This window comes from Herbidospora cretacea (assembly GCF_001570605.1).
GTDB classification, from domain to species: Bacteria; Actinomycetota; Actinomycetes; order Streptosporangiales; family Streptosporangiaceae; genus Herbidospora; species Herbidospora cretacea.
The window spans coordinates 168,919-185,876 of sequence record NZ_BBXG01000017.1; the positions used below are offsets into that span (position 1 = coordinate 168,919).

Annotated in this window: 14 protein-coding genes; 13 read left to right on the forward strand and 1 reads right to left on the reverse strand. The window is 71.9% G+C overall.

The annotated features are described in order from the left end of the window. Positions 1–3 precede the first annotated feature (3 nt). A complete protein-coding gene (locus tag AW270_RS28400) occupies positions 4–990 on the reverse strand; it encodes an AAA family ATPase (RefSeq protein WP_061299153.1) in 987 nt (328 codons plus the stop codon). A 412-nt stretch (positions 991–1,402) separates the two neighbouring features. On the opposite strand from AW270_RS28400, the gene mraZ reads away from it, so the two are divergent. The 13 genes from mraZ to ftsZ form a co-directional block, all read left to right on the forward strand. After that, on the forward strand, positions 1,403–1,834 hold the full coding sequence (gene mraZ, locus AW270_RS28405) for a division/cell wall cluster transcriptional repressor MraZ (protein ID WP_061299183.1): 432 nt from the start codon (positions 1,403–1,405) through the stop codon (positions 1,832–1,834). A gap of 244 nt (positions 1,835–2,078) precedes the next feature. Then, complete coding sequence (gene rsmH, locus AW270_RS28410) at positions 2,079–3,038, forward strand: 16S rRNA (cytosine(1402)-N(4))-methyltransferase RsmH (RefSeq protein WP_061299154.1); 960 nt, start codon at positions 2,079–2,081, stop codon at positions 3,036–3,038. Between the two features lie 8 nt (positions 3,039–3,046). Continuing rightward, on the forward strand, positions 3,047–3,562 hold the full coding sequence (gene ftsL, locus AW270_RS28415) for a cell division protein FtsL (RefSeq protein ID WP_157522758.1): 516 nt from the start codon (positions 3,047–3,049) through the stop codon (positions 3,560–3,562). A 605-nt stretch (positions 3,563–4,167) separates the two neighbouring features. Next, positions 4,168–5,883, forward strand: coding sequence for a peptidoglycan D,D-transpeptidase FtsI family protein (locus AW270_RS28420; RefSeq protein WP_500784464.1), 1,716 nt, complete (start codon positions 4,168–4,170; stop codon positions 5,881–5,883). Between the two features lie 67 nt (positions 5,884–5,950). Then, entirely contained in the window at positions 5,951–7,462 is a 1,512-nt protein-coding gene (locus AW270_RS28425; RefSeq protein WP_061299184.1) for a UDP-N-acetylmuramoyl-L-alanyl-D-glutamate--2,6-diaminopimelate ligase, read from the forward strand. Next, on the forward strand, positions 7,459–8,826 hold the full coding sequence (locus AW270_RS28430) for a UDP-N-acetylmuramoyl-tripeptide--D-alanyl-D-alanine ligase (RefSeq protein ID WP_061299157.1): 1,368 nt from the start codon (positions 7,459–7,461) through the stop codon (positions 8,824–8,826). Before AW270_RS28425 ends, AW270_RS28430 begins: the two co-directional genes overlap by 4 nt. Continuing rightward, complete coding sequence (gene mraY / locus AW270_RS28435; protein WP_061299158.1) at positions 8,823–9,899, forward strand: phospho-N-acetylmuramoyl-pentapeptide-transferase; 1,077 nt, start codon at positions 8,823–8,825, stop codon at positions 9,897–9,899. The genes AW270_RS28430 and mraY overlap by 4 nt, the downstream gene beginning before the upstream one ends. Further along, positions 9,881–11,236, forward strand: coding sequence for a UDP-N-acetylmuramoyl-L-alanine--D-glutamate ligase (gene murD, locus AW270_RS28440; RefSeq protein WP_061299159.1), 1,356 nt, complete (start codon positions 9,881–9,883; stop codon positions 11,234–11,236). The genes mraY and murD overlap by 19 nt, the downstream gene beginning before the upstream one ends. Continuing rightward, positions 11,233–12,495 (forward strand): putative lipid II flippase FtsW, encoded by a 1,263-nt coding sequence (gene ftsW, locus AW270_RS28445; RefSeq protein ID WP_061299160.1) that lies wholly within the window; start codon positions 11,233–11,235, stop codon positions 12,493–12,495. The genes murD and ftsW overlap by 4 nt, the downstream gene beginning before the upstream one ends. 42 nt (positions 12,496–12,537) lie before the next feature. Next, the gene (gene murG, locus AW270_RS28450) at positions 12,538–13,617 is read left to right on the forward strand and encodes an undecaprenyldiphospho-muramoylpentapeptide beta-N-acetylglucosaminyltransferase (protein WP_061299161.1); all 1,080 of its coding nucleotides are present in this window, start codon (positions 12,538–12,540) and stop codon (positions 13,615–13,617) included. Beyond that, positions 13,614–15,011, forward strand: coding sequence for a UDP-N-acetylmuramate--L-alanine ligase (gene murC / locus AW270_RS28455; RefSeq protein ID WP_061299162.1), 1,398 nt, complete (start codon positions 13,614–13,616; stop codon positions 15,009–15,011). Before murG ends, murC begins: the two co-directional genes overlap by 4 nt. Next, positions 15,008–15,742, forward strand: a complete 735-nt coding sequence (locus AW270_RS28460) for a cell division protein FtsQ/DivIB (RefSeq protein WP_061299163.1) — start codon at positions 15,008–15,010, stop codon at positions 15,740–15,742. Before murC ends, AW270_RS28460 begins: the two co-directional genes overlap by 4 nt. 188 nt (positions 15,743–15,930) lie before the next feature. Continuing rightward, positions 15,931–16,958, forward strand: a 1,028-nt coding sequence (ftsZ, locus tag AW270_RS28465; protein WP_061299164.1) for a cell division protein FtsZ, incomplete at its 3' end; no start/stop codon positions are given.

Below are 16,958 nucleotides of genomic sequence, written 5' to 3' on the forward strand. Positions count from 1 at the left end.
GTCCTACTTCGTGTCGGGCACCGGGACACGGCGCACAAGCTCGGCGAGGGCCTGCTCGGGCAGCCGCCGCTGGCCCTGGGCCTCCATGCTGGGCAGCAGGCGGTGGGCCAGGACCTGAACCGCGAGGTCCTGCACGTCGTCGGGGATCACGTAGTCGCGCCCGGAGAGCGCGGCGTGCGCCCTGGCCGCCCGGACGAGCTGCAGGGTGGCGCGCGGGGAGGCGCCCAGCCGCAGGTCGGGGCTCTGCCGGGTGGCGTGGACCAGGTCGATGGCGTACTTCTTCACCGGCTGCGAGACGTAGACCGCGCGGACCGCCTGGATCAGGCCCTTCACCTCGGCGGTGGTGGCGACCGGCTCCAGCTTGTCGAGCGGCTGCGAGGCGCCGTGCACGTCGAGCATCTCCAGCTCGGCGGCGGGCTCGGGGTAGCCCATCGCGATCTTGGCGGTGAACCGGTCGCGCTGCGCCTCGGGCAGGGGATAGGTGCCCTCCATCTCGATCGGGTTCTGGGTCGCGATGACCATGAACGGCGCGTCGAGCGGGTGGGTGACGCCGTCGACGGTGACCTGGCGCTCCTCCATGCACTCCAGGAGGGCCGACTGGGTCTTCGGCGAGGCCCGGTTGATCTCGTCGCCGACCACGATGTTGGCGAACACCGGTCCGGGCTTGAACTCGAACTCGCGGGTCTGCTGGTTGTAGGCGCTCACGCCGGTGATGTCGGAGGGCAGCAGGTCGGGGGTGAACTGCACCCGGCGCATCGGGCAGTCGATCGACTTCGCCAGGGCCTTGGCGAGCATCGTCTTCCCCACCCCCGGTACGTCTTCGATGAGAAGGTGACCTTCGGCGAGCAACACGGTCAGCGTCAGCCGCACCACATCGCTTTTGCCTTCGATGACGGATTCGATCGCTTCCCGGATCCGGTGTGCGACCTCGACCAGCTCGTCCAGACTCTCCGAGCCGGCCTCGTCAACGACGCCGTGAGTTACTGCCACCGGGCCTCCAAGGGCGTGCCGTATTGCTGGGGGTTTGCCATTTGTTATCCATTGTGTGTACCGAGACTATGCCGCACATGGTTCTCGGGCGACTTTGTGCAGAAAGACGGGTGAACTGCCCACAGTGTCGTGCTACGTGGTCTTGGTCGTGTGGTACGCCCGTTCGGATTCCGTGACACGCCGGCGCGCGTCTTGACCCTCTAGCTGCTGATAAGCCCGGGACGCGACACGCCCGCGCCGCTCCGCCGCCCCACTTCGCACCACCGCATTTGACCTGCGAAAACGTCCGATAAACGAGATCGTCATACCGTTTGAATCAGTTGACGGTGGAGAGAAGTGGAGTATGGTGGAGCCCAGTGGAGGGCCGTGGCCGTAGGGCTTCGTGTTCCCCATGGCACGGGAGGTGAAGCCGATGTTCCTCGGCACTCACCACCCGCGCCTCGATGACAAAGGACGGCTGTTCCTGCCGGCGAAGTATCGCGAGGAGCTGGCGGAGGGTCTTGTGATCACCAAAGGCCAGGAGCGCTGCCTCTACGTCTTCCCCGTAGAGGAGTTCCAGCGCATCACTGAGGCTTTGCGCACCGCGCCGGTGACCGCCAAGGCCGTCCGCGATTACAGCCGCGTCTTCTTCGCCAGTGCCTCCGATGAGACCCCCGACAAACAGGGGCGCGTCACCATCCCGCCCGGCCTGCGCCAGTACGCCGGGCTCGACCGTGACTGCGTGGTCATCGGCGCCAACACCCGCTTGGAGATCTGGGCCGCCCCGGCGTGGGAGGCCTATCTCGCCGACCAGGAGCAGGCATTCGCCGACCTTTCCGAGGAGGTGTTGCCAGGGATCCTGTGACCTTTCCAATGACCCGTCGGTGACGTTCGGCGAGGTCTCCACCCGCCCGCCGGGTACCTGATGCACCTTCCCCGGTGTCAGGTGCCACGAGACGCGGTTCGCGGATGGGGACCTGGCCGGACGGGTCGGCTCTCCGCCATGATTCTCGGCGGCACAGCCGGTCGAGGGTGGGGACTGTCTGACCGACGGGGGCCGCGCTACCGCGAGCCCAGAAGCGGCATTTATACATGGGGGTGTACGACGAATGATCGACCAGAACACCGGTGGACACGTTCCGGTGCTGCTGGGGCGGGTGCTGGAGCTGCTGGCTCCCGCGCTCACCGGGCCGTCCCCGGTGGTCGTCGACGCCAACCTGGGACTGGGGGGCCACGCCGAGGCGATCCTCGCCGCCCACCCCACCGTCCACCTCATCGGCATCGACCGCGACCCCTACGCCATCGAGATGTCGACCGAGCGCCTCGCGCCCTACTCCGGCCGCACGACGATCGTCCGGGCGGTCTCCAGCGATCTTCCCGGCGTCCTGCGCGAAGCGGGCCGGCCGGTCATCGACGGCGCGCTGTTCGACCTCGGCGTCTCCTCGCCGCAGCTCGACGAGGCCGACCGCGGTTTCGCCTACTCCTACGACGCGCCCCTCGACATGCGCATGGACCGCGACCAGGAACTGACCGCCGCCGACGTGGTGAACACGTACGCGCCGCGCGACCTGGCCCGCGTGCTGCGCGACTTCGGCGAGGAGCGCTTCGCCGCGCGGATCGCCGACCGGGTCGCCAAGGAGCGGGCCGTCGAGCCGATCACCTCGACCAAGCGCCTCGCCGACCTCGTGCGTGAGGCGATCCCCGCCGCGACCCGCCGGACCGGCGGCAACCCGGCGAAACGAACCTTCCAGGCGTTGCGCATCGAAGTGAACGCGGAGCTGGCCGCCCTCGACGTGGCCCTGCCCGCCTCGCTCGACGCGCTGGCGGTGGGCGGGCGCGTCGTCGTGCTCTCCTACCACTCCTTGGAGGACCGGCTGACCAAGCAGGTTCTCGCGGCGCGAACCAGGGAAACAGGCCCTCCCGGGCTGCCCGTCCCGATGGAGGCTCACCAGCCCCGGTTCCGCCACCTGACGAGGGGAGCCGAGCTCCCCGACGACGACGAGCTGACCCGCAACCCGCGGGCCGCCTCGGCCCGGTTGCGGGCGGCAGAGAGGATCCGCCAAGGATGAGGCCGACGATGAGCCCTGGCACGACCCCAGTGAAAGACCCGAAGACCGACGTCAAGCCGGACGCCCGGCCCGACGTCCGGCGTCGTCCGCGCGGGCCGGTCACCCACGCCCGCCCGGTGGCCCGGCCGGAGACCCCGGTCGCCCGTCGCGCGCCGCAGCCGCCGGCCGAGCGGCGGCGTCCGCCGAGGGCTCCGTTCGTCATGCTCGTCGTCGGTCTGCTCGGCGGTGGCCTCGTCAGCTTGCTGCTGCTCAACACCGTGCTCGCGCAGGACTCCTTCAAGCACAACGAGCTGCGCCGGGTGAACGAGCAGCTGCGTCAGCAGGCCGACAACGTGAAGAGCGACATCCGCGCCAGGCGTCAGCCCGACGCCGTCGCCAAGAGCGGCGTCCAGCACGGCGTGTCGCCCGACGAGACGGCCCCCAAGTGGGTCGGCGGCGGTCAGTCGCCGTCGGTCACCGACCCCGAGCCCACCACTTCGGGTCGCACTGAGCCCAACGCTGAGACGGGGAGCACCGAGCAGTGAGCAGTGGCGGCGGCCGCCCACCGTCCCCCGGACGGCCGGGTGGCCCCGGCGACCGGGGCCGTGACGGCCGCCGCGCCTCGGGTTCCGGTTCCCATCCTGGCCGTGCCGACGGCCCGGGACGGCCCCGGCGCCCCGACGAGGCGGGCCGTCCGCGCGACGCCGACACCGAACCGGGCGGTCCCAGGAAGGGCCGCCCGGCCGACGATCAACGCCGTCGCGACGACGGCGCTTCCGGCCGGTCCCGTGAGGGCGACGCCCGCTTCCGCGACGGACGCCCCCGTGACGACGCCCGCGCGGCCGGTGGCCGCCCCGGCGACGGGCCCTCCCGCGGCCGGGACGCGGCCGGGCGGCCGGCCAGGCCCGACGACCGGTCGTCGCGGGCCGGCGAGAAGCCCCTGCGGCCGGGTGACCGGCCCCTGCGGTCCGCTGATAAGCCTCTGCGGGCCGGTGACCGGCCGCTGCGGCCCGGTGAGAAGCCGGTCCGGCCGCCCCGGCCGGGGGAGCGGCCTCTCCGGGGGCGCGAGGGCGACGGCCCGCCGCGCCGTGGCCCGGGTGGCGGTCCGGGTGGGCCGCCGCGCCGGCCGGTCCCGCCGCCGCGTCCGGCCGTGCTGCGGCTGGGGAATCCGCGCCGGCGGATCAACATCGCGCTCATGGCCATGGCCGTGGTGCTGTCGCTGTTCGCCGGGCGGCTGGTCCAGCTCCAGGGGCTCAACTCCAAGACGTTCCAGGCCAAGGCGGCCGAGCAGCGGGTCAGGCCCGAGGTGCTCCCGGCCAAGCGGGGGTCGATCCTCGACGTCAACGGCAACGAGCTGGCCGTCACGGCCGACGCGCGGGAGATCTATCTCGACCCCAAGGAGGTCAAGCCCGAGCAGCGCGACCTGATCGCCACCAAGCTCTCGGGCGAGCTGGGCAAGCCCAAGGACGGCATCGCCGCCAAGCTCGCCCAGGTCGAGAAGCGCTACCTCGTCGTGGCCAAGGACGTCGACCCGCTGGTCGCCCGCAAGATCATGGGCATGGGTTTCCGGGGGGTGGGCTCCAAGCCGACGTACCGGCGGCTCTATCCCGGCGGGACGCTGGCCGGCGGGCTGGTCGGGTTCGTCGGCGACGACGGGTTCGGGCTGGAGGGTCTGGAGCAGGCGTACAACAAGACGCTGGCCGGCAAGGACGGCCAGCAGAGCATCGAGATGGGGCGGGCCGGCGAGCGGATCCCGATGACCCGCAGCACCCGCGTCGCGCCGGTGCCGGGACGCGACCTGCGGCTGACGATCGACCGCTACATCCAGTGGGCCGCCTACGAGGCGATCGCCAAGCAGGTCAAGGCGGTCGGGGCGCGCAGCGGCAGCGTCATCGTCATGGACGTCACGACCGGCCAGATCCTGGCCATGGCCAACGCGCCCGAGGTCGACCTGCGCGACTGGCAGGCCACCTCCGCCGAGGACCGGGGGAACAAGGCCGCCACCGACGTGTTCGAGCCAGGGTCGACCAACAAGGTCATCACCGCCGCCGCCGCGCTGGAGGCGGGCGTGGTCGCGCCGTCGACGATCTTCACGGTGCCCGACAACATCCAGTGCGCCGACAAGGTGCTCCGCGACGCCCACCCCCACAAGACCGAGCAGATGACCTTCGCCCAGATCCTGGAGGAGTCGAGCAACGTCGGCACGATCATGGCGGGCACCAAGATCACCGACCAGCGGCTCCACAACATGTTCACGGCCTTCGGCTTCGGCTCCAAGAGCGGCGGCGGCATCCCCGCCGAGGAGGCCGGCCTGCTGCCCGACTGGCAGAAGTGGAGCGGCTCCCAGCGCTGCACGATCATGTACGGCCAGGGCATCTCCGTAACCGCGCTCCAGATGGCCAGCGTCTACCAGACCATCGCCAACGGCGGCGTGCGGCTGACCCCCTCGATCGTGGCCGGCACCACCGACGAGAAGGGCCACCTCGTCCCGCCCGCCCCGCCGAAGCAGACCCGGGTGATCAGCGAGCTGACCGCCCGCCAGCTCGGCGGGATGCTCGAGAAGGCCGTCACCGGAGCCGACGGAACCGGCGCCGCCGCCGCGATCGACGGATATCGTGTGGCGGGCAAAACCGGAACCGCCATGCGTTACGACACCAAATGTGGCGGATACTGCGGATATACGGCGACGTTCGTCGGGTTCACCCCCGCCGACGCGCCCCGCCTGATGGCCCTGGCCGTCATTCAGGACCCGAAGAAAGACCATTACGGCGGTACGATCGCCGCGCCCGTTTTCCAGGAAGTCATGACTTTTGCGTTGAAGACCAAGAAAATCCCGCCGACCGGGTCGACGAGCCTTCTCCGGTGACCGGGAACGATACGCTCTCGCCGTGAACGAGCCCGACCGCACCGCCCGGAATCACCCGGATCAGCAGATGCGCCCGTCCTCCAGTTCGCCGCGCCCGCTGTCGGGCTTGACGGCCCTGCTCGGCGTGCAGTCGGTCGCCGGCGCCGGTCGTGGCGTCGTCACCGGCGTCACGATCGACTCCCGCCGGGTCCGCCGGGGCGACCTCTACGTCGCGATCCAGGGCAAGACGGCCCACGGGGCCACCTTCAGCTCGGCCGCCATGGGCGCGGGCGCGAGCGCGATCCTGACCGACCACGACGGCGCCGAGATGGCCGCCGCGACCGGTCTCCCGGTGTTCGTGCTGGCCGACCCCCGCGCGGTGCTCGGCCAGGTCGCCGCCTGGGTCTACGGCCAGCCGGCCGCCGACATCCCGGTCATCGGGGTCACCGGCACCAGCGGCAAGTCGACCTCCACGTTCCTGCTGGAGGCGGGGCTGCGCGCCGCCGGCCACCGCACCGGCCTGGTCGGCGGGGTCGAGATCCACGCCGGCGACGTCGTGGTCACCCCCGAGCTGACCACCCCCGAGGCCAGCGACCTGCAGGGCCTGTTCGCGCTGATGCGCGAGCAGAAGGTGACCGCCGCGACGATGGAGGTCTCCAGCCACGCGCTCGCGCTGGGCCGAGTCGAGGGCCTGTTCTACGACGTCGCGATCTTCACCAACCTGTCGCAGGACCACCTCGACTTCCACAAGGACTTCGACGACTACTTCGCCGCCAAGGCGCGCCTGTTCACCCCGGAGTTCTCCCGTCTCGGCGTGATCAACGTCGACGACGAGCACGGCCGCGAGCTGGCCGGGTTCGTGAAGATCCCGGTCACCACGTTCTCCGCGCTGGGCGCGCCCGACGCAGAGTGGCGCGCGGCCGACGTCCGGCTCGGGGCCGACGGGAGCTCCTTCCGGATCGTCGGGCCGGGCGGGGTCGAGGCCGACGTGTCCGTCGGGCTGCCGGGGCCGTTCAACGTCGCCAACACCCTGGGCGCCCTCGTGGCGCTCGTGGAGTCGGGGGTCGCGCTGCCGACCGCCGTCCAGGGGGTGAGCGCGTTCCGGGGCGTGCCGGGGCGGATGGAGCGGGTGCCGGGCGGCGACGGGTTCCAGGCGATCGTCGACTACGCCCACAAACCGGGCGCGGTCGAGTCGGTGCTCGGTGCGTTGCGCGAGGTCACCGGCGGTACCCTGACGATCGTCCTCGGCTGCGGCGGCGACCGCGACAGCGGCAAGCGCGCCCTCATGGGCGAGGCCGCCGCGCGGCTGGCCGACGTGGCCGTGTTCACCAGTGACAACCCCCGCAGCGAAGACCCGCTCGCGATCATCGCCGCGATGCTCGACGGCGCGCTGGCCGTGCCGCGTGAAGACCGCGCCCGCGTGCTCGTCGAGCCCGACCGGGCCGCCGCGATCGACCTGGCGATCTCCAGGGCCGGCCGGGGCGACGTGGTCGTCGTGGCCGGGAAGGGCCACGAGCAAGGGCAGTACTTCGCGGGCGAGGTCATCCCGTTCGATGACCGTGAAGTGGTCGCCGCCGCCATCAGCAGGAGGAACGCATGATCCCGTTGCCGCTGGGCCGGGTCGCAGAGATCACATCGGGCGCCCTCACGGGCCAGGCCGACCCGGGCGCCGTCGTGAGAGGCCCGGTCGTGATCGACTCGCGGGCCGCCGAGCCGGGGTCGCTGTTCGTCGCGATCAGGGGCGAGCGGGCCGACGGCCACGACTTCGCCGCGCAGGCCCTCGCCTCGGGCGCGGCCGCCGTGCTGGCGTCCCGGCCGGTCGACGGGCCGGCCGTCGTGGTCGGCGACGTCGTGGCGGCGCTGGCCCGGCTGGCCCACGCCGTGGTCACCGACCTGCCGAAGGCGACCGTCGTCGGGGTCACTGGCTCGGCCGGGAAGACGTCGACGAAAGACCTGCTGGCCCGCCTGACGGCCAGGATCGGTCCAACGGTGGCGCCGGTGGGGTCGTACAACAACGAGATCGGACACCCCCTCACGGTGCTCAAGGCCGACGAGGACACCCGGTTCCTGGTGCTGGAGCTGTCCGCGCGTAACGCCGGACATATCGCTTATCTGGCGGAAATCGCTCCTCCGTCCATCGGGGTCGTGCTCAACGTCGGCACCGCCCACCTGGGCGTGTTCGGCGGCAAGGAGGCCATCGCGGCCGCCAAGGGCGAGCTGCCCGAGGCGCTTCCGTCGTCGGGCGTGGCGGTGCTCAACCTCGACGACCCGCTGGTCGCCGCGATGAGCGGGCGCACCTCCGCCCGCGTGCTCTACTTCGGCCGCTCGGCGAGCGCCCACGTGCGCGCCGTCGAGGAGACCCTCGACGACCGGGGCCGGGCCCGCTTCACCCTGGTCACCCCGGCGGGCGAGGCCGACGTCGCGCTCCGCCTGCACGGCGCCCACGCGGTCGAGAACGCGCTGGCCGCCGCGGCCGCCGCCCACGAGCTGGGGCTGCCGGTCGCCGCCATCGCCGAGGAGCTGTCGCTGGCCGAGCCGCGCAGCCGCTGGCGGATGGAGGTCACCGACCGGGCCGACGGCGTGACCGTGATCAACGACTCCTACAACGCCAACCCCGATTCGATGCGCGCCGCCTTCGCCGCGATGCACGCCCTGGCCGCCCACCGCCGCAAGTTCGCGGTCGTGGCCGCGCTGCGCGAGCTCGGCGACGACGCGCCCGAGCTCAACGCGGGGGTGGGCCACCTGGCCGCGGGAGCCGGTCTGGAGGCCCTCGTGGTGGTGGGCGAGAACGCCGACCAGATCATCGCCGGCGCCCCGGGCGCGATCCACGCCCCCGACGTCGACACCGCCGTGGCCGAGCTCACCGGCCGCCTCGCGCCGGGAGACGTCGTGTTGATCAAGGGCCCCAGGGCCGCCGCGCTGGAGAAGGTCGCCGAGGCCCTTTTGGGGGGTGACGCCCGGTGAGGGACATCATCGTCGCGGCGGCGGTCGCGCTCCTCGTCTCGATGTTCGGCACCCCCCTCGCGATCCGGCTGTTCGGGCGGCGCGGATACGGCCAGAACATCCGCGAGGAGGGCCCCCAGGGCCACTACGACAAGAAGGGCACGCCCACCATGGGCGGCACGGTCATCGTGATCGCCGCCCTCCTCGGATACGCCGTCGCTCACCTGGCCACCATGCTGTCGGCCAACCCCTCGCCCCCCACCGCCTCCGCGCTGCTCGTCCTCTTCCTCATGACGGGCCTGGGCGTGGTCGGCTTCCTCGACGACTTCATCAAGATCTACAAGCAGCGCAGCCTGGGCCTGCGGTCGGGCGCCAAGGCCCTCGGCCAGCTCATCGTCGGCGTCGTCTTCGCGATCCTCGTGGTGCGCTTCCCCAACGCCTACGCGGTCACCCCCGCCGAGACCCGCCTGTCGTTCCTGCGCGACTTCGGCCCCCCGATCGGGCTCATCGGCTTCATCGTCTGGGTCCTCATCATGATCGTCGGGTTCTCCAACGCGGTGAACCTCACCGACGGCCTCGACGGCCTCGCCTCCGGGGCGACCGGGGTGGTGCTGGCGTCGTACGTGCTCATCGGCAACTGGCAGCTCCGCAACAGCTGCACGACGGCGATCCTCGGGCCCAACTGCTACATCGTGCGCGACCCGCTCGACCTGGCCGTCGTCGCGGCGGCGGTGCTGGGCGGGCTGATCGGCTTCCTGTGGTGGAACGCCCCGCCGGCCAAGATCTTCATGGGTGACACCGGGTCGCTGGCGCTCGGCGGCGTGATCGCCGGCCTGGCCATCACCACCCGCACCCAGCTCCTCCTCCTGCTGCTGGCGGGCCTGACCGTCGTCATCACCGCCTCGGTGATCATCCAGGTCGGGTTCTTCAAGATGACCAGGAAACGCATCTTCCGGATGGCCCCCCTCCAGCACCACTTCGAGCTCAAGGGCTGGGCCGAGACCACGATCGTGGTCCGGTTCTGGCTGATCGCCATGCTCTGCGCGGCGGCCGGGCTCGGTCTCTTCTACGTGGAATGGATGCCCAAGACGTGAGCCGTGTCGTCGTCGCCGGGCTGGGCGTCTCGGGCACCGCCGCCGCGCGCGGCCTGGCCCTGGGCGGCGAGCGGGTCGTCGTGGTCGAGCAGTCCGACCGGCCGCTCCCCGAGGAGCTCGCGGACCTGGGGGTCGAGAAGGCCACCGAGCTGCCCGACAAGGTGGAGCTGGTCGTCACCTCGCCGGGCTGGCGGCCCGACCACCCGCTGCTGGCCGAGGCCGCGCGGGCCGGGATCGAGGTCATCGGCGAGGTCGAGCTGGCCTGGCGGCTGCGTCACGAGGGCGCTGCGCCGTGGCTGGCCCTCACCGGCACCAACGGCAAGACGACGGCCGTGCGGATGCTGACGTCCATCCTGGAGAAGGCGGGGGAGCGGCCCCTCGCGGTCGGCAACGTCGGCACCCCGATCATCGACGCCGTCCTCGACCCGGGCGACACCACCGTGCTGGCGGTCGAGCTGTCGAGCTTCCAGCTCCACTGGTCGTCCAGCCTCGCCCCCGCCGCCGCCGCGATCCTCAACGTCGCGCCCGACCACATCGACTGGCACGGCTCCTTCGACGAGTACGCCGCCGCCAAGGCCCGCATCTTCGCGGGCGCCGGCGTGGTCGTGTACAACGCCGACGACCCCTGGTCGGCCCGGCTCGCCGAGCCCTACGACGCCGTCGGGTTCACCCTCCAGGTGCCCCGGCCGGGCGAGCTCGGGATCGTCGAGGACCTGCTGGTCGACCGCGCCTTCTGCGACGACCCGCACACCTCGGCGGTCGAGCTGGCCACCCTGGCCGATGTGACGCCGTTCGCGCCGCACAACGTCGCCAACGCGCTGGCCGCCGCCGCGCTCGCCCGCGCCCACGGCGTGCCCGCCGGGGCGGTGCGCGAGGGGCTGGCCGCGTTCACCCCCGACCCCCACCGGATCGCCCACGTGGCGACGGTGAAGGGCGTCCACTACGTCGACGACTCCAAGGCGACCAACCCGCACGCCGCGGCGGCGTCGCTGGCGGCCTACCCGTCGGTCGTCTGGATCGCCGGCGGGCAGCTCAAGGGCGCCGACGTCGACGAACTCGTCGTCAGTTCCGCCAAGCGGCTGCGCGGCGCGGTGCTGCTGGGCGCCGACCGGGCCAGGATCGCCGAGGCGCTCGCGCGACACGCGCCGGATGTTCCCGTTGTGGAGGTCGGTGGGGAAGACACTGGGGTCATGGACCGTGTCGTCACCGAAGCCGCCCGGCTCGCCTCCCCGGGTGACACCGTGCTGCTGGCCCCCGCGGGGGCCTCCCTTGACATGTTCGCCAACTACGGCGCGAGAGGAGACGCCTTCGCGCGCGCCGTCCTGGAAACGCGGTGACCGCCGCCACCGAGGCGGAGGAGCAGACCCAGGCCAGGGCCCAGGGCCGCCCGTCGTGGGCGGCGACCCAGCTCGCCACCGTGCGCGAGCTGCTGAGCCGTCCTCTCACCTCCTACTACCTGATCCTCGGCTGCAGCGCCCTGCTGCTGGCGCTCGGCCTGATGATGGTGCTGTCGGCCTCGTCGATCGAGGCGCTGCAGATGATGGGCGACCCGTTCTACTGGTTCCTCAAGCAGTCGCTGTCGGTCGCGCTCGGCCTGCCGCTGATGTACGTCTGCTCCCGGCTCCCGCAGCGCTTCTTCCGGCTGGCCGGATATCCGCTGCTCGCGCTGGCGATCATCGGCCTGGTGATGACGATCTTCATCGGGTCGTCCGAGCTCGGCGCGCAGCGCTGGATCTACATCGGCAGCCTGACCATCCAGCCGTCGGAGCCCGCCAAGCTCGCCCTGGTGATCTGGGGCGCCGACCTGCTCTCCCGCAAGGCCCGCAACGGCATGATCGAGTGGCGTCACCTGCTGATCCCGCTGATGCCGGGCGTCGCGATCCTGGCCGTGCTCGTCATGATCGGCCGTGACCTCGGCACCACGCTGGTGCTGATGATCATCTTCCTGTCGCTGCTGTGGGTGGTGGGTGCTCCCGTACGGCTCTTCGCCGGCATCCTGGGCCTGCTCACGATGGCCACCGTCTTCATGATCACCTCCGAGGGATACCGGTCCGACCGGATCGACGGCTGGCTCGACCCGTGGGCCAACGCCCAGGGGACCGGGTTCCAGGCCGTCCAGGGCCAGATCGCGATGGGGTCGGGCGGCTGGTTCGGGCTGGGGCTCGGTTCGTCGCGGCAGAAGTGGGACTGGCTGCCCCACGCCGAGAGCGACTTCATCTTCGCGATCCTCGGCGAGGAGCTCGGCCTCATGGGCACGCTCACCGTGATCGCCCTGTTCGGGCTGCTCTGCTACGCCGGGCTGCGGGTGGCCGTGCGGACCAAGGACCCGTTCGTCCGGCTGACCGCCGCCGCCTGCACGGCCTGGATCGGCGGGCAGGCGATCGTGAACATCGGCGCGGTCATCGGGGCGCTGCCCATCACCGGCATCCCGCTGCCCCTGGTGTCCTACGGCGGGTCGGCGCTGTTGCCGACGCTGGCCGCGCTTGGCATGTTGTTGTCGTTCGCCAAACGCGAGCCGGGCGCCGCCGAGGCCTTGGCCGCACGGGGCCCCGGCCCGGCCGCCCGGGCTCTAAGCTGGCTTGGCCTCAAGACCTGACCGCCCTGGGCGAACAGGTCCATAGCACGACAAGGGAGAGACATGAGGGTTGTCCTCGCCGGCGGCGGGACGGCCGGCCACATCGAGCCGGCGCTGGCGCTGGCCGACGCGCTCCGACAGTTCGACCCGTCGATCGGCATCACCTGCCTCGGCACCGAACGCGGCCTGGAGACGCGACTGGTCCCGGCCCGGGGCTACGAGCTCGCGCTCGTCCCCGCGGTTCCGCTGCCCCGCGCGCTGACGCCCCAGCTCCTCACCGTGCCGGGGCGGCTGGCCGGCGCGATCAGCGCCGCCGGGAACATCCTGGAGCAGGTGCGGGCCGACATCCTGGTCGGCTTCGGCGGCTACGTCGCCACGCCCGGCTACCTGGGGGCGCGCCGCAAGGGCGTGCCGATCGTGGTCCACGAGGCGAACCCGAAGCCCGGCCTGGCCAACCGCCTGGGCGCGCGGCTGACCGAGCACGTGTTCACCGGCCACCCCGACACCCCGCTGCCGGGCGCCCAGCACGTCGGCATCCCGCTGCGCAAGGACGTCTCCACGCTCGACCGCTTCTCGCTGGGCGACAAGGCGCGCTCCTACTTCGGGCTGGAGAGCGACCGCCCGACGCTGCTGGTGTTCGGCGGCTCCCAGGGTGCCCGCTCGATCAACAACTCGGCCCTCAACGCCGAGCCCCACCTGCGGCGGGCCGGGATCCAGGTCATCCACGTGATCGGCCCGAAGAACACCGTCGAGGTCGAGCCCCCGCCCGGCGACCCGCAGTACGTGATCCTGCCCTACATCGACCGCATGGACCTGGCCTACGCCGCAGCCGACCTGGTGCTGTGCCGCAGCGGCGCGATGACCTGCGCCGAGCTGTCCGCCGTGGGCCTGCCGGCCGCTTATGTGCCGCTGCCCCACGGCAACGGGGAGCAGCGCCTGAACGCCGAGCCGATCGTGCGCGCGGGCGGCGGCCTGATGGTCGAGGACGCCGAGCTCTCCCCCGAATGGATCATGCGCACGCTCGCGCCCCTCCTGCACGACCCGAACCGGATAGCCGCCATGTCGGAGGCCGCCGCCCGGATGGGACGCAAGGACGCCGACGTGACGCTCGCCCGCAAGGTTCTGGAGATCGCAGCCCGATGAGTCTGGTCAAACTGGTTGAGCCCATCCCCGCCGAGGAACTCGGCCGGGTCCACTTCATCGGCATCGGCGGGTCGGGCATGTCCGGCATCGCCCGCATCCTGCTCAAGCGCGGGGTGGCCGTGTCCGGCAGCGACGCCCGCAGCTCCGACCTGCTGAGCGAGCTGCGCGAGCTGGGCGCGACGGTCCACGTGGGCCACGCCGCCTCGCACATCCGCGACGTCAACACCGTCGTGGTCTCCACCGCGATCCGCGACTCCAACCCCGAGCTGGGGGAGGCGCTGCGGCAGAACGTGCGGATCATCCCGCGCGCCGCCGCGCTCGCCGCCGTCATGACCGGCAAGACCGGGGTGGCCATCGCGGGCACCCACGGCAAGACGACGACGACCTCGATGCTGACCGTGGCGCTGCAGAAGTGCGGCGCCGACCCGTCCTACTGCGTCGGCGGCCAGCTCGTCACCACCGGGCTCGGCGCCGACGAGGGCACCGGCGCGGCGTTCGTGGCCGAGGCCGACGAGAGCGACGGCTCGTTCCTGATGCTCGCCCCGCGCATCGCCGTGATCACCAACGTCGAGGCCGACCACCTCGACAACTACGGCGACCCGCAGGCCGTCTACGACAGCTTCGCCCGCTTCGTCGACCGGATCGGCGAGACGGTCGTGCTCTGCTCCGACGACCCGGGCGCCGCCGCGCTGATCCCGGCCGCCCGCGCCCGCGGCCTGAAGGTCGTCACCTACGGCGAGGGCGAGGACGCCGACCTGCGCATCTCCGACGTGGTGCCGCGCGGCCTCGGGGTCGAGTTCACCCTGAAGGGCCACGGCGCGGTCCGCCTGTCGGTGCCCGGCCGCCACAACGCCCTCAACGCCACCGCCGTCATCGCCGTCGCGCTCGACCTCGGGCTGCCGTTCGACGAGGTCAGAGACGGCCTGGCCGCCTTCACCGGGGCCAAGCGCCGGTTCGAGTCCAAGGGCGAGGCCGACGGCGTCACCGTCTTCGACAGCTACGCCCACCACCCGACCGAGCTGGCCGCCGACCTGCGCGCCGCCCGCGACGTGGTGGCCGGGGCGGGCCGGGTCATCGCGGTCTTCCAGCCCCACCTCTACTCCCGCACCCGGTTCTTCGCCGACGAGTTCGGCGCCGCGCTCGGCCTCGCCGACGAGGCGATCGTCCTCGACGTGTACGGCGCCCGCGAGGACCCCGAGCCCGGCGTCTCCGGCGCGCTGGTGGCCGGGAAGGTCACCCTCCCGGCCGGCCACGTGGCCTACGCGCCCGACCGGGCGGACGTCCCGGCGCTGGTCGCCGAGCGGGCCCGTCCCGGCGACATCGTGCTGACCATGGGCGCCGGCGACGTCACCGAGCTCGGCCCCCGCATCGTCGCGGAGCTGCGGTCCCGGTGACCCCGGCCGAAGCGCAGACCCTCGCCGACCGGCCGTCCGCACCCGAGCGGGCGGCCCGGAAGCGGCCGGGCATCTGGCGGTTCGCCAGCGCCGCCCTGATCGCCGGCGGCACGCTGGCGGTCTCGGGCTGGCTGGTGTTCCTGTCGCCCGTGCTGGGCGTGAAGGAGATCAAGGTCGAGGGCGTGCTGGCGCTGCCGGCCGACCAGATCGAGCGGGCCGCCGCGCTGCCCCTCGACACCCCGATGGCCACGGTCGACCTGGAGGCCGTCCGCGGCCGGGTGGCGGCGGTGACCGAGGTCGAGTCGGCCAAGGTCGAGCGGGTCTGGCCCGGCACGATCACGATCACCATCCGCGAGCGCACCGCGCTGGCCTCGGTGCCGATGAACGGCAAGTCGGCCGTGGTCGACCGGTTCGGGGTCGTGCTCGACATCGTCGCGGTCGCCCCGCCCCGGCTGCCGGTGGTCCGGCTGCCGCAGCTCAACCCGCAGGACCCGGTGGTGCGGGCCGCGCTGACCGTCCTCGGCGTGCTGCCCGAGCACCTGCTGCGGAAGGTCCACGAGGTGCAGGCCAAGACGGCCGACTCGGTGACCCTGCTGCTCTCCGACGGCCGCACGGTGATCTTCGGAGGCCCCGAGCGCGCCGTCGCCAAGACCCGTATCCTGCTCGGGCTGCTGAACCAGCGGGCCGACACCTTCGACGTGAGCTCTCCGGAAGTCGTCACCGTACGCTGAGGAGACCTGTTCGCGACACGCCGGGCCGGTTGCGGCGCGGTGAGTTGACCCTGGCGGGGCGCAACCCTACTGTCCGTATCAATCCTCAGGTTGACATAACTCTAAATCTCAACTTGAGGGTGAGAGTTGGCTAGTGCGGGCACCCGCCCGTGACGGACATATGTAAGCGAGCGGAAAGGCCCCTCGTCGTGGCAGCACCGCAGAACTACCTCGCGGTCATCAAAGTAGTCGGCATCGGCGGTGGCGGAGTCAACGCCGTCAACCGGATGATCGAGGAGGGACTCAAGGGCGTCGAGTTCATCGCCATCAACACCGACGCCCAGGCGCTGCTCATGAGTGACGCCGACGTCAAGCTCGACGTCGGCCGGGAGCTCACCCGCGGCCTCGGCGCCGGCGCCAACCCCGAGGTGGGCCGCAAGGCGGCCGAAGACCACCGCGAGGAGATCGAAGAGGTCATCAAGGGCGCCGACATGGTGTTCGTCACCGCGGGCGAGGGCGGCGGCACCGGAACCGGCGGCGCACCCGTCGTGGCCAACATCGCGCGGTCGCTCGGTGCTCTGACCATAGGAGTCGTCACGCGGCCGTTCTCCTTCGAGGGAAAGCGGCGCGCGATGCAGGCGGAGGCCGGGATAGAGAATCTCCGCGCCGAGGTCGACACCCTCATCGTCATCCCCAACGACCGGCTGCTGTCGATCTCCGACCGGCAGGTCAGCGTGCTCGACGCCTTCAAGGCGGCCGACCAGGTGCTGCTCTCGGGTGTCCAGGGCATCACCGACCTCATCACCACGCCCGGCCTGATCAACCTCGACTTCGCCGACGTGAAGTCGGTCATGTCCGGGGCGGGCTCGGCCCTCATGGGCATCGGCCACGCGCGCGGCGACGACCGCTCGGTCGCCGCGGCCGAGATGGCCGTCTCCAGCCCGCTGCTGGAGGCCAGCATCGACGGCGCCCACGGTGTGCTGCTGTCGATCGCCGGCGGCTCCGACCTGGGCCTGTTCGAGATCAACGAGGCCGCGCAGCTGGTCTCCAACGCCGCCGCGCCCGACGCCAACATCATCTTCGGCACGGTCATCGACGACGCCCTGGGCGACGAGGTCCGCGTGACCGTCATCGCGGCCGGCTTCGACGAGCCCGAGCCCGTCCGCGCCCAGCCGGTCCCGCAGCAGCAGTCGACCCGGCCGCAGCCCGCCGCGCCGGCCGCCGCCAGCCGTCCGGC

Excerpts from the sequence above, each read along its gene's own strand:
- mraZ (WP_061299183.1), top strand. The coding sequence starts at position 1,403 with ATGTTCCTCGGCACTCACCACCCGCGCCTCGATGACAAAGGACGGCTG.
- rsmH (WP_061299154.1), top strand. The coding sequence starts at position 2,079 with ATGATCGACCAGAACACCGGTGGACACGTTCCGGTGCTGCTGGGGCGG.
- ftsL (WP_157522758.1), top strand. The coding sequence starts at position 3,047 with ATGAGCCCTGGCACGACCCCAGTGAAAGACCCGAAGACCGACGTCAAG.
- AW270_RS28425 (WP_061299184.1), top strand. The coding sequence starts at position 5,951 with ATGCGCCCGTCCTCCAGTTCGCCGCGCCCGCTGTCGGGCTTGACGGCC.
- AW270_RS28430 (WP_061299157.1), top strand. The coding sequence starts at position 7,459 with ATGATCCCGTTGCCGCTGGGCCGGGTCGCAGAGATCACATCGGGCGCC.
- murD (WP_061299159.1), top strand. The coding sequence starts at position 9,881 with ATGGATGCCCAAGACGTGAGCCGTGTCGTCGTCGCCGGGCTGGGCGTC.
- murG (WP_061299161.1), top strand. The coding sequence starts at position 12,538 with ATGAGGGTTGTCCTCGCCGGCGGCGGGACGGCCGGCCACATCGAGCCG.
- murC (WP_061299162.1), top strand. The coding sequence starts at position 13,614 with ATGAGTCTGGTCAAACTGGTTGAGCCCATCCCCGCCGAGGAACTCGGC.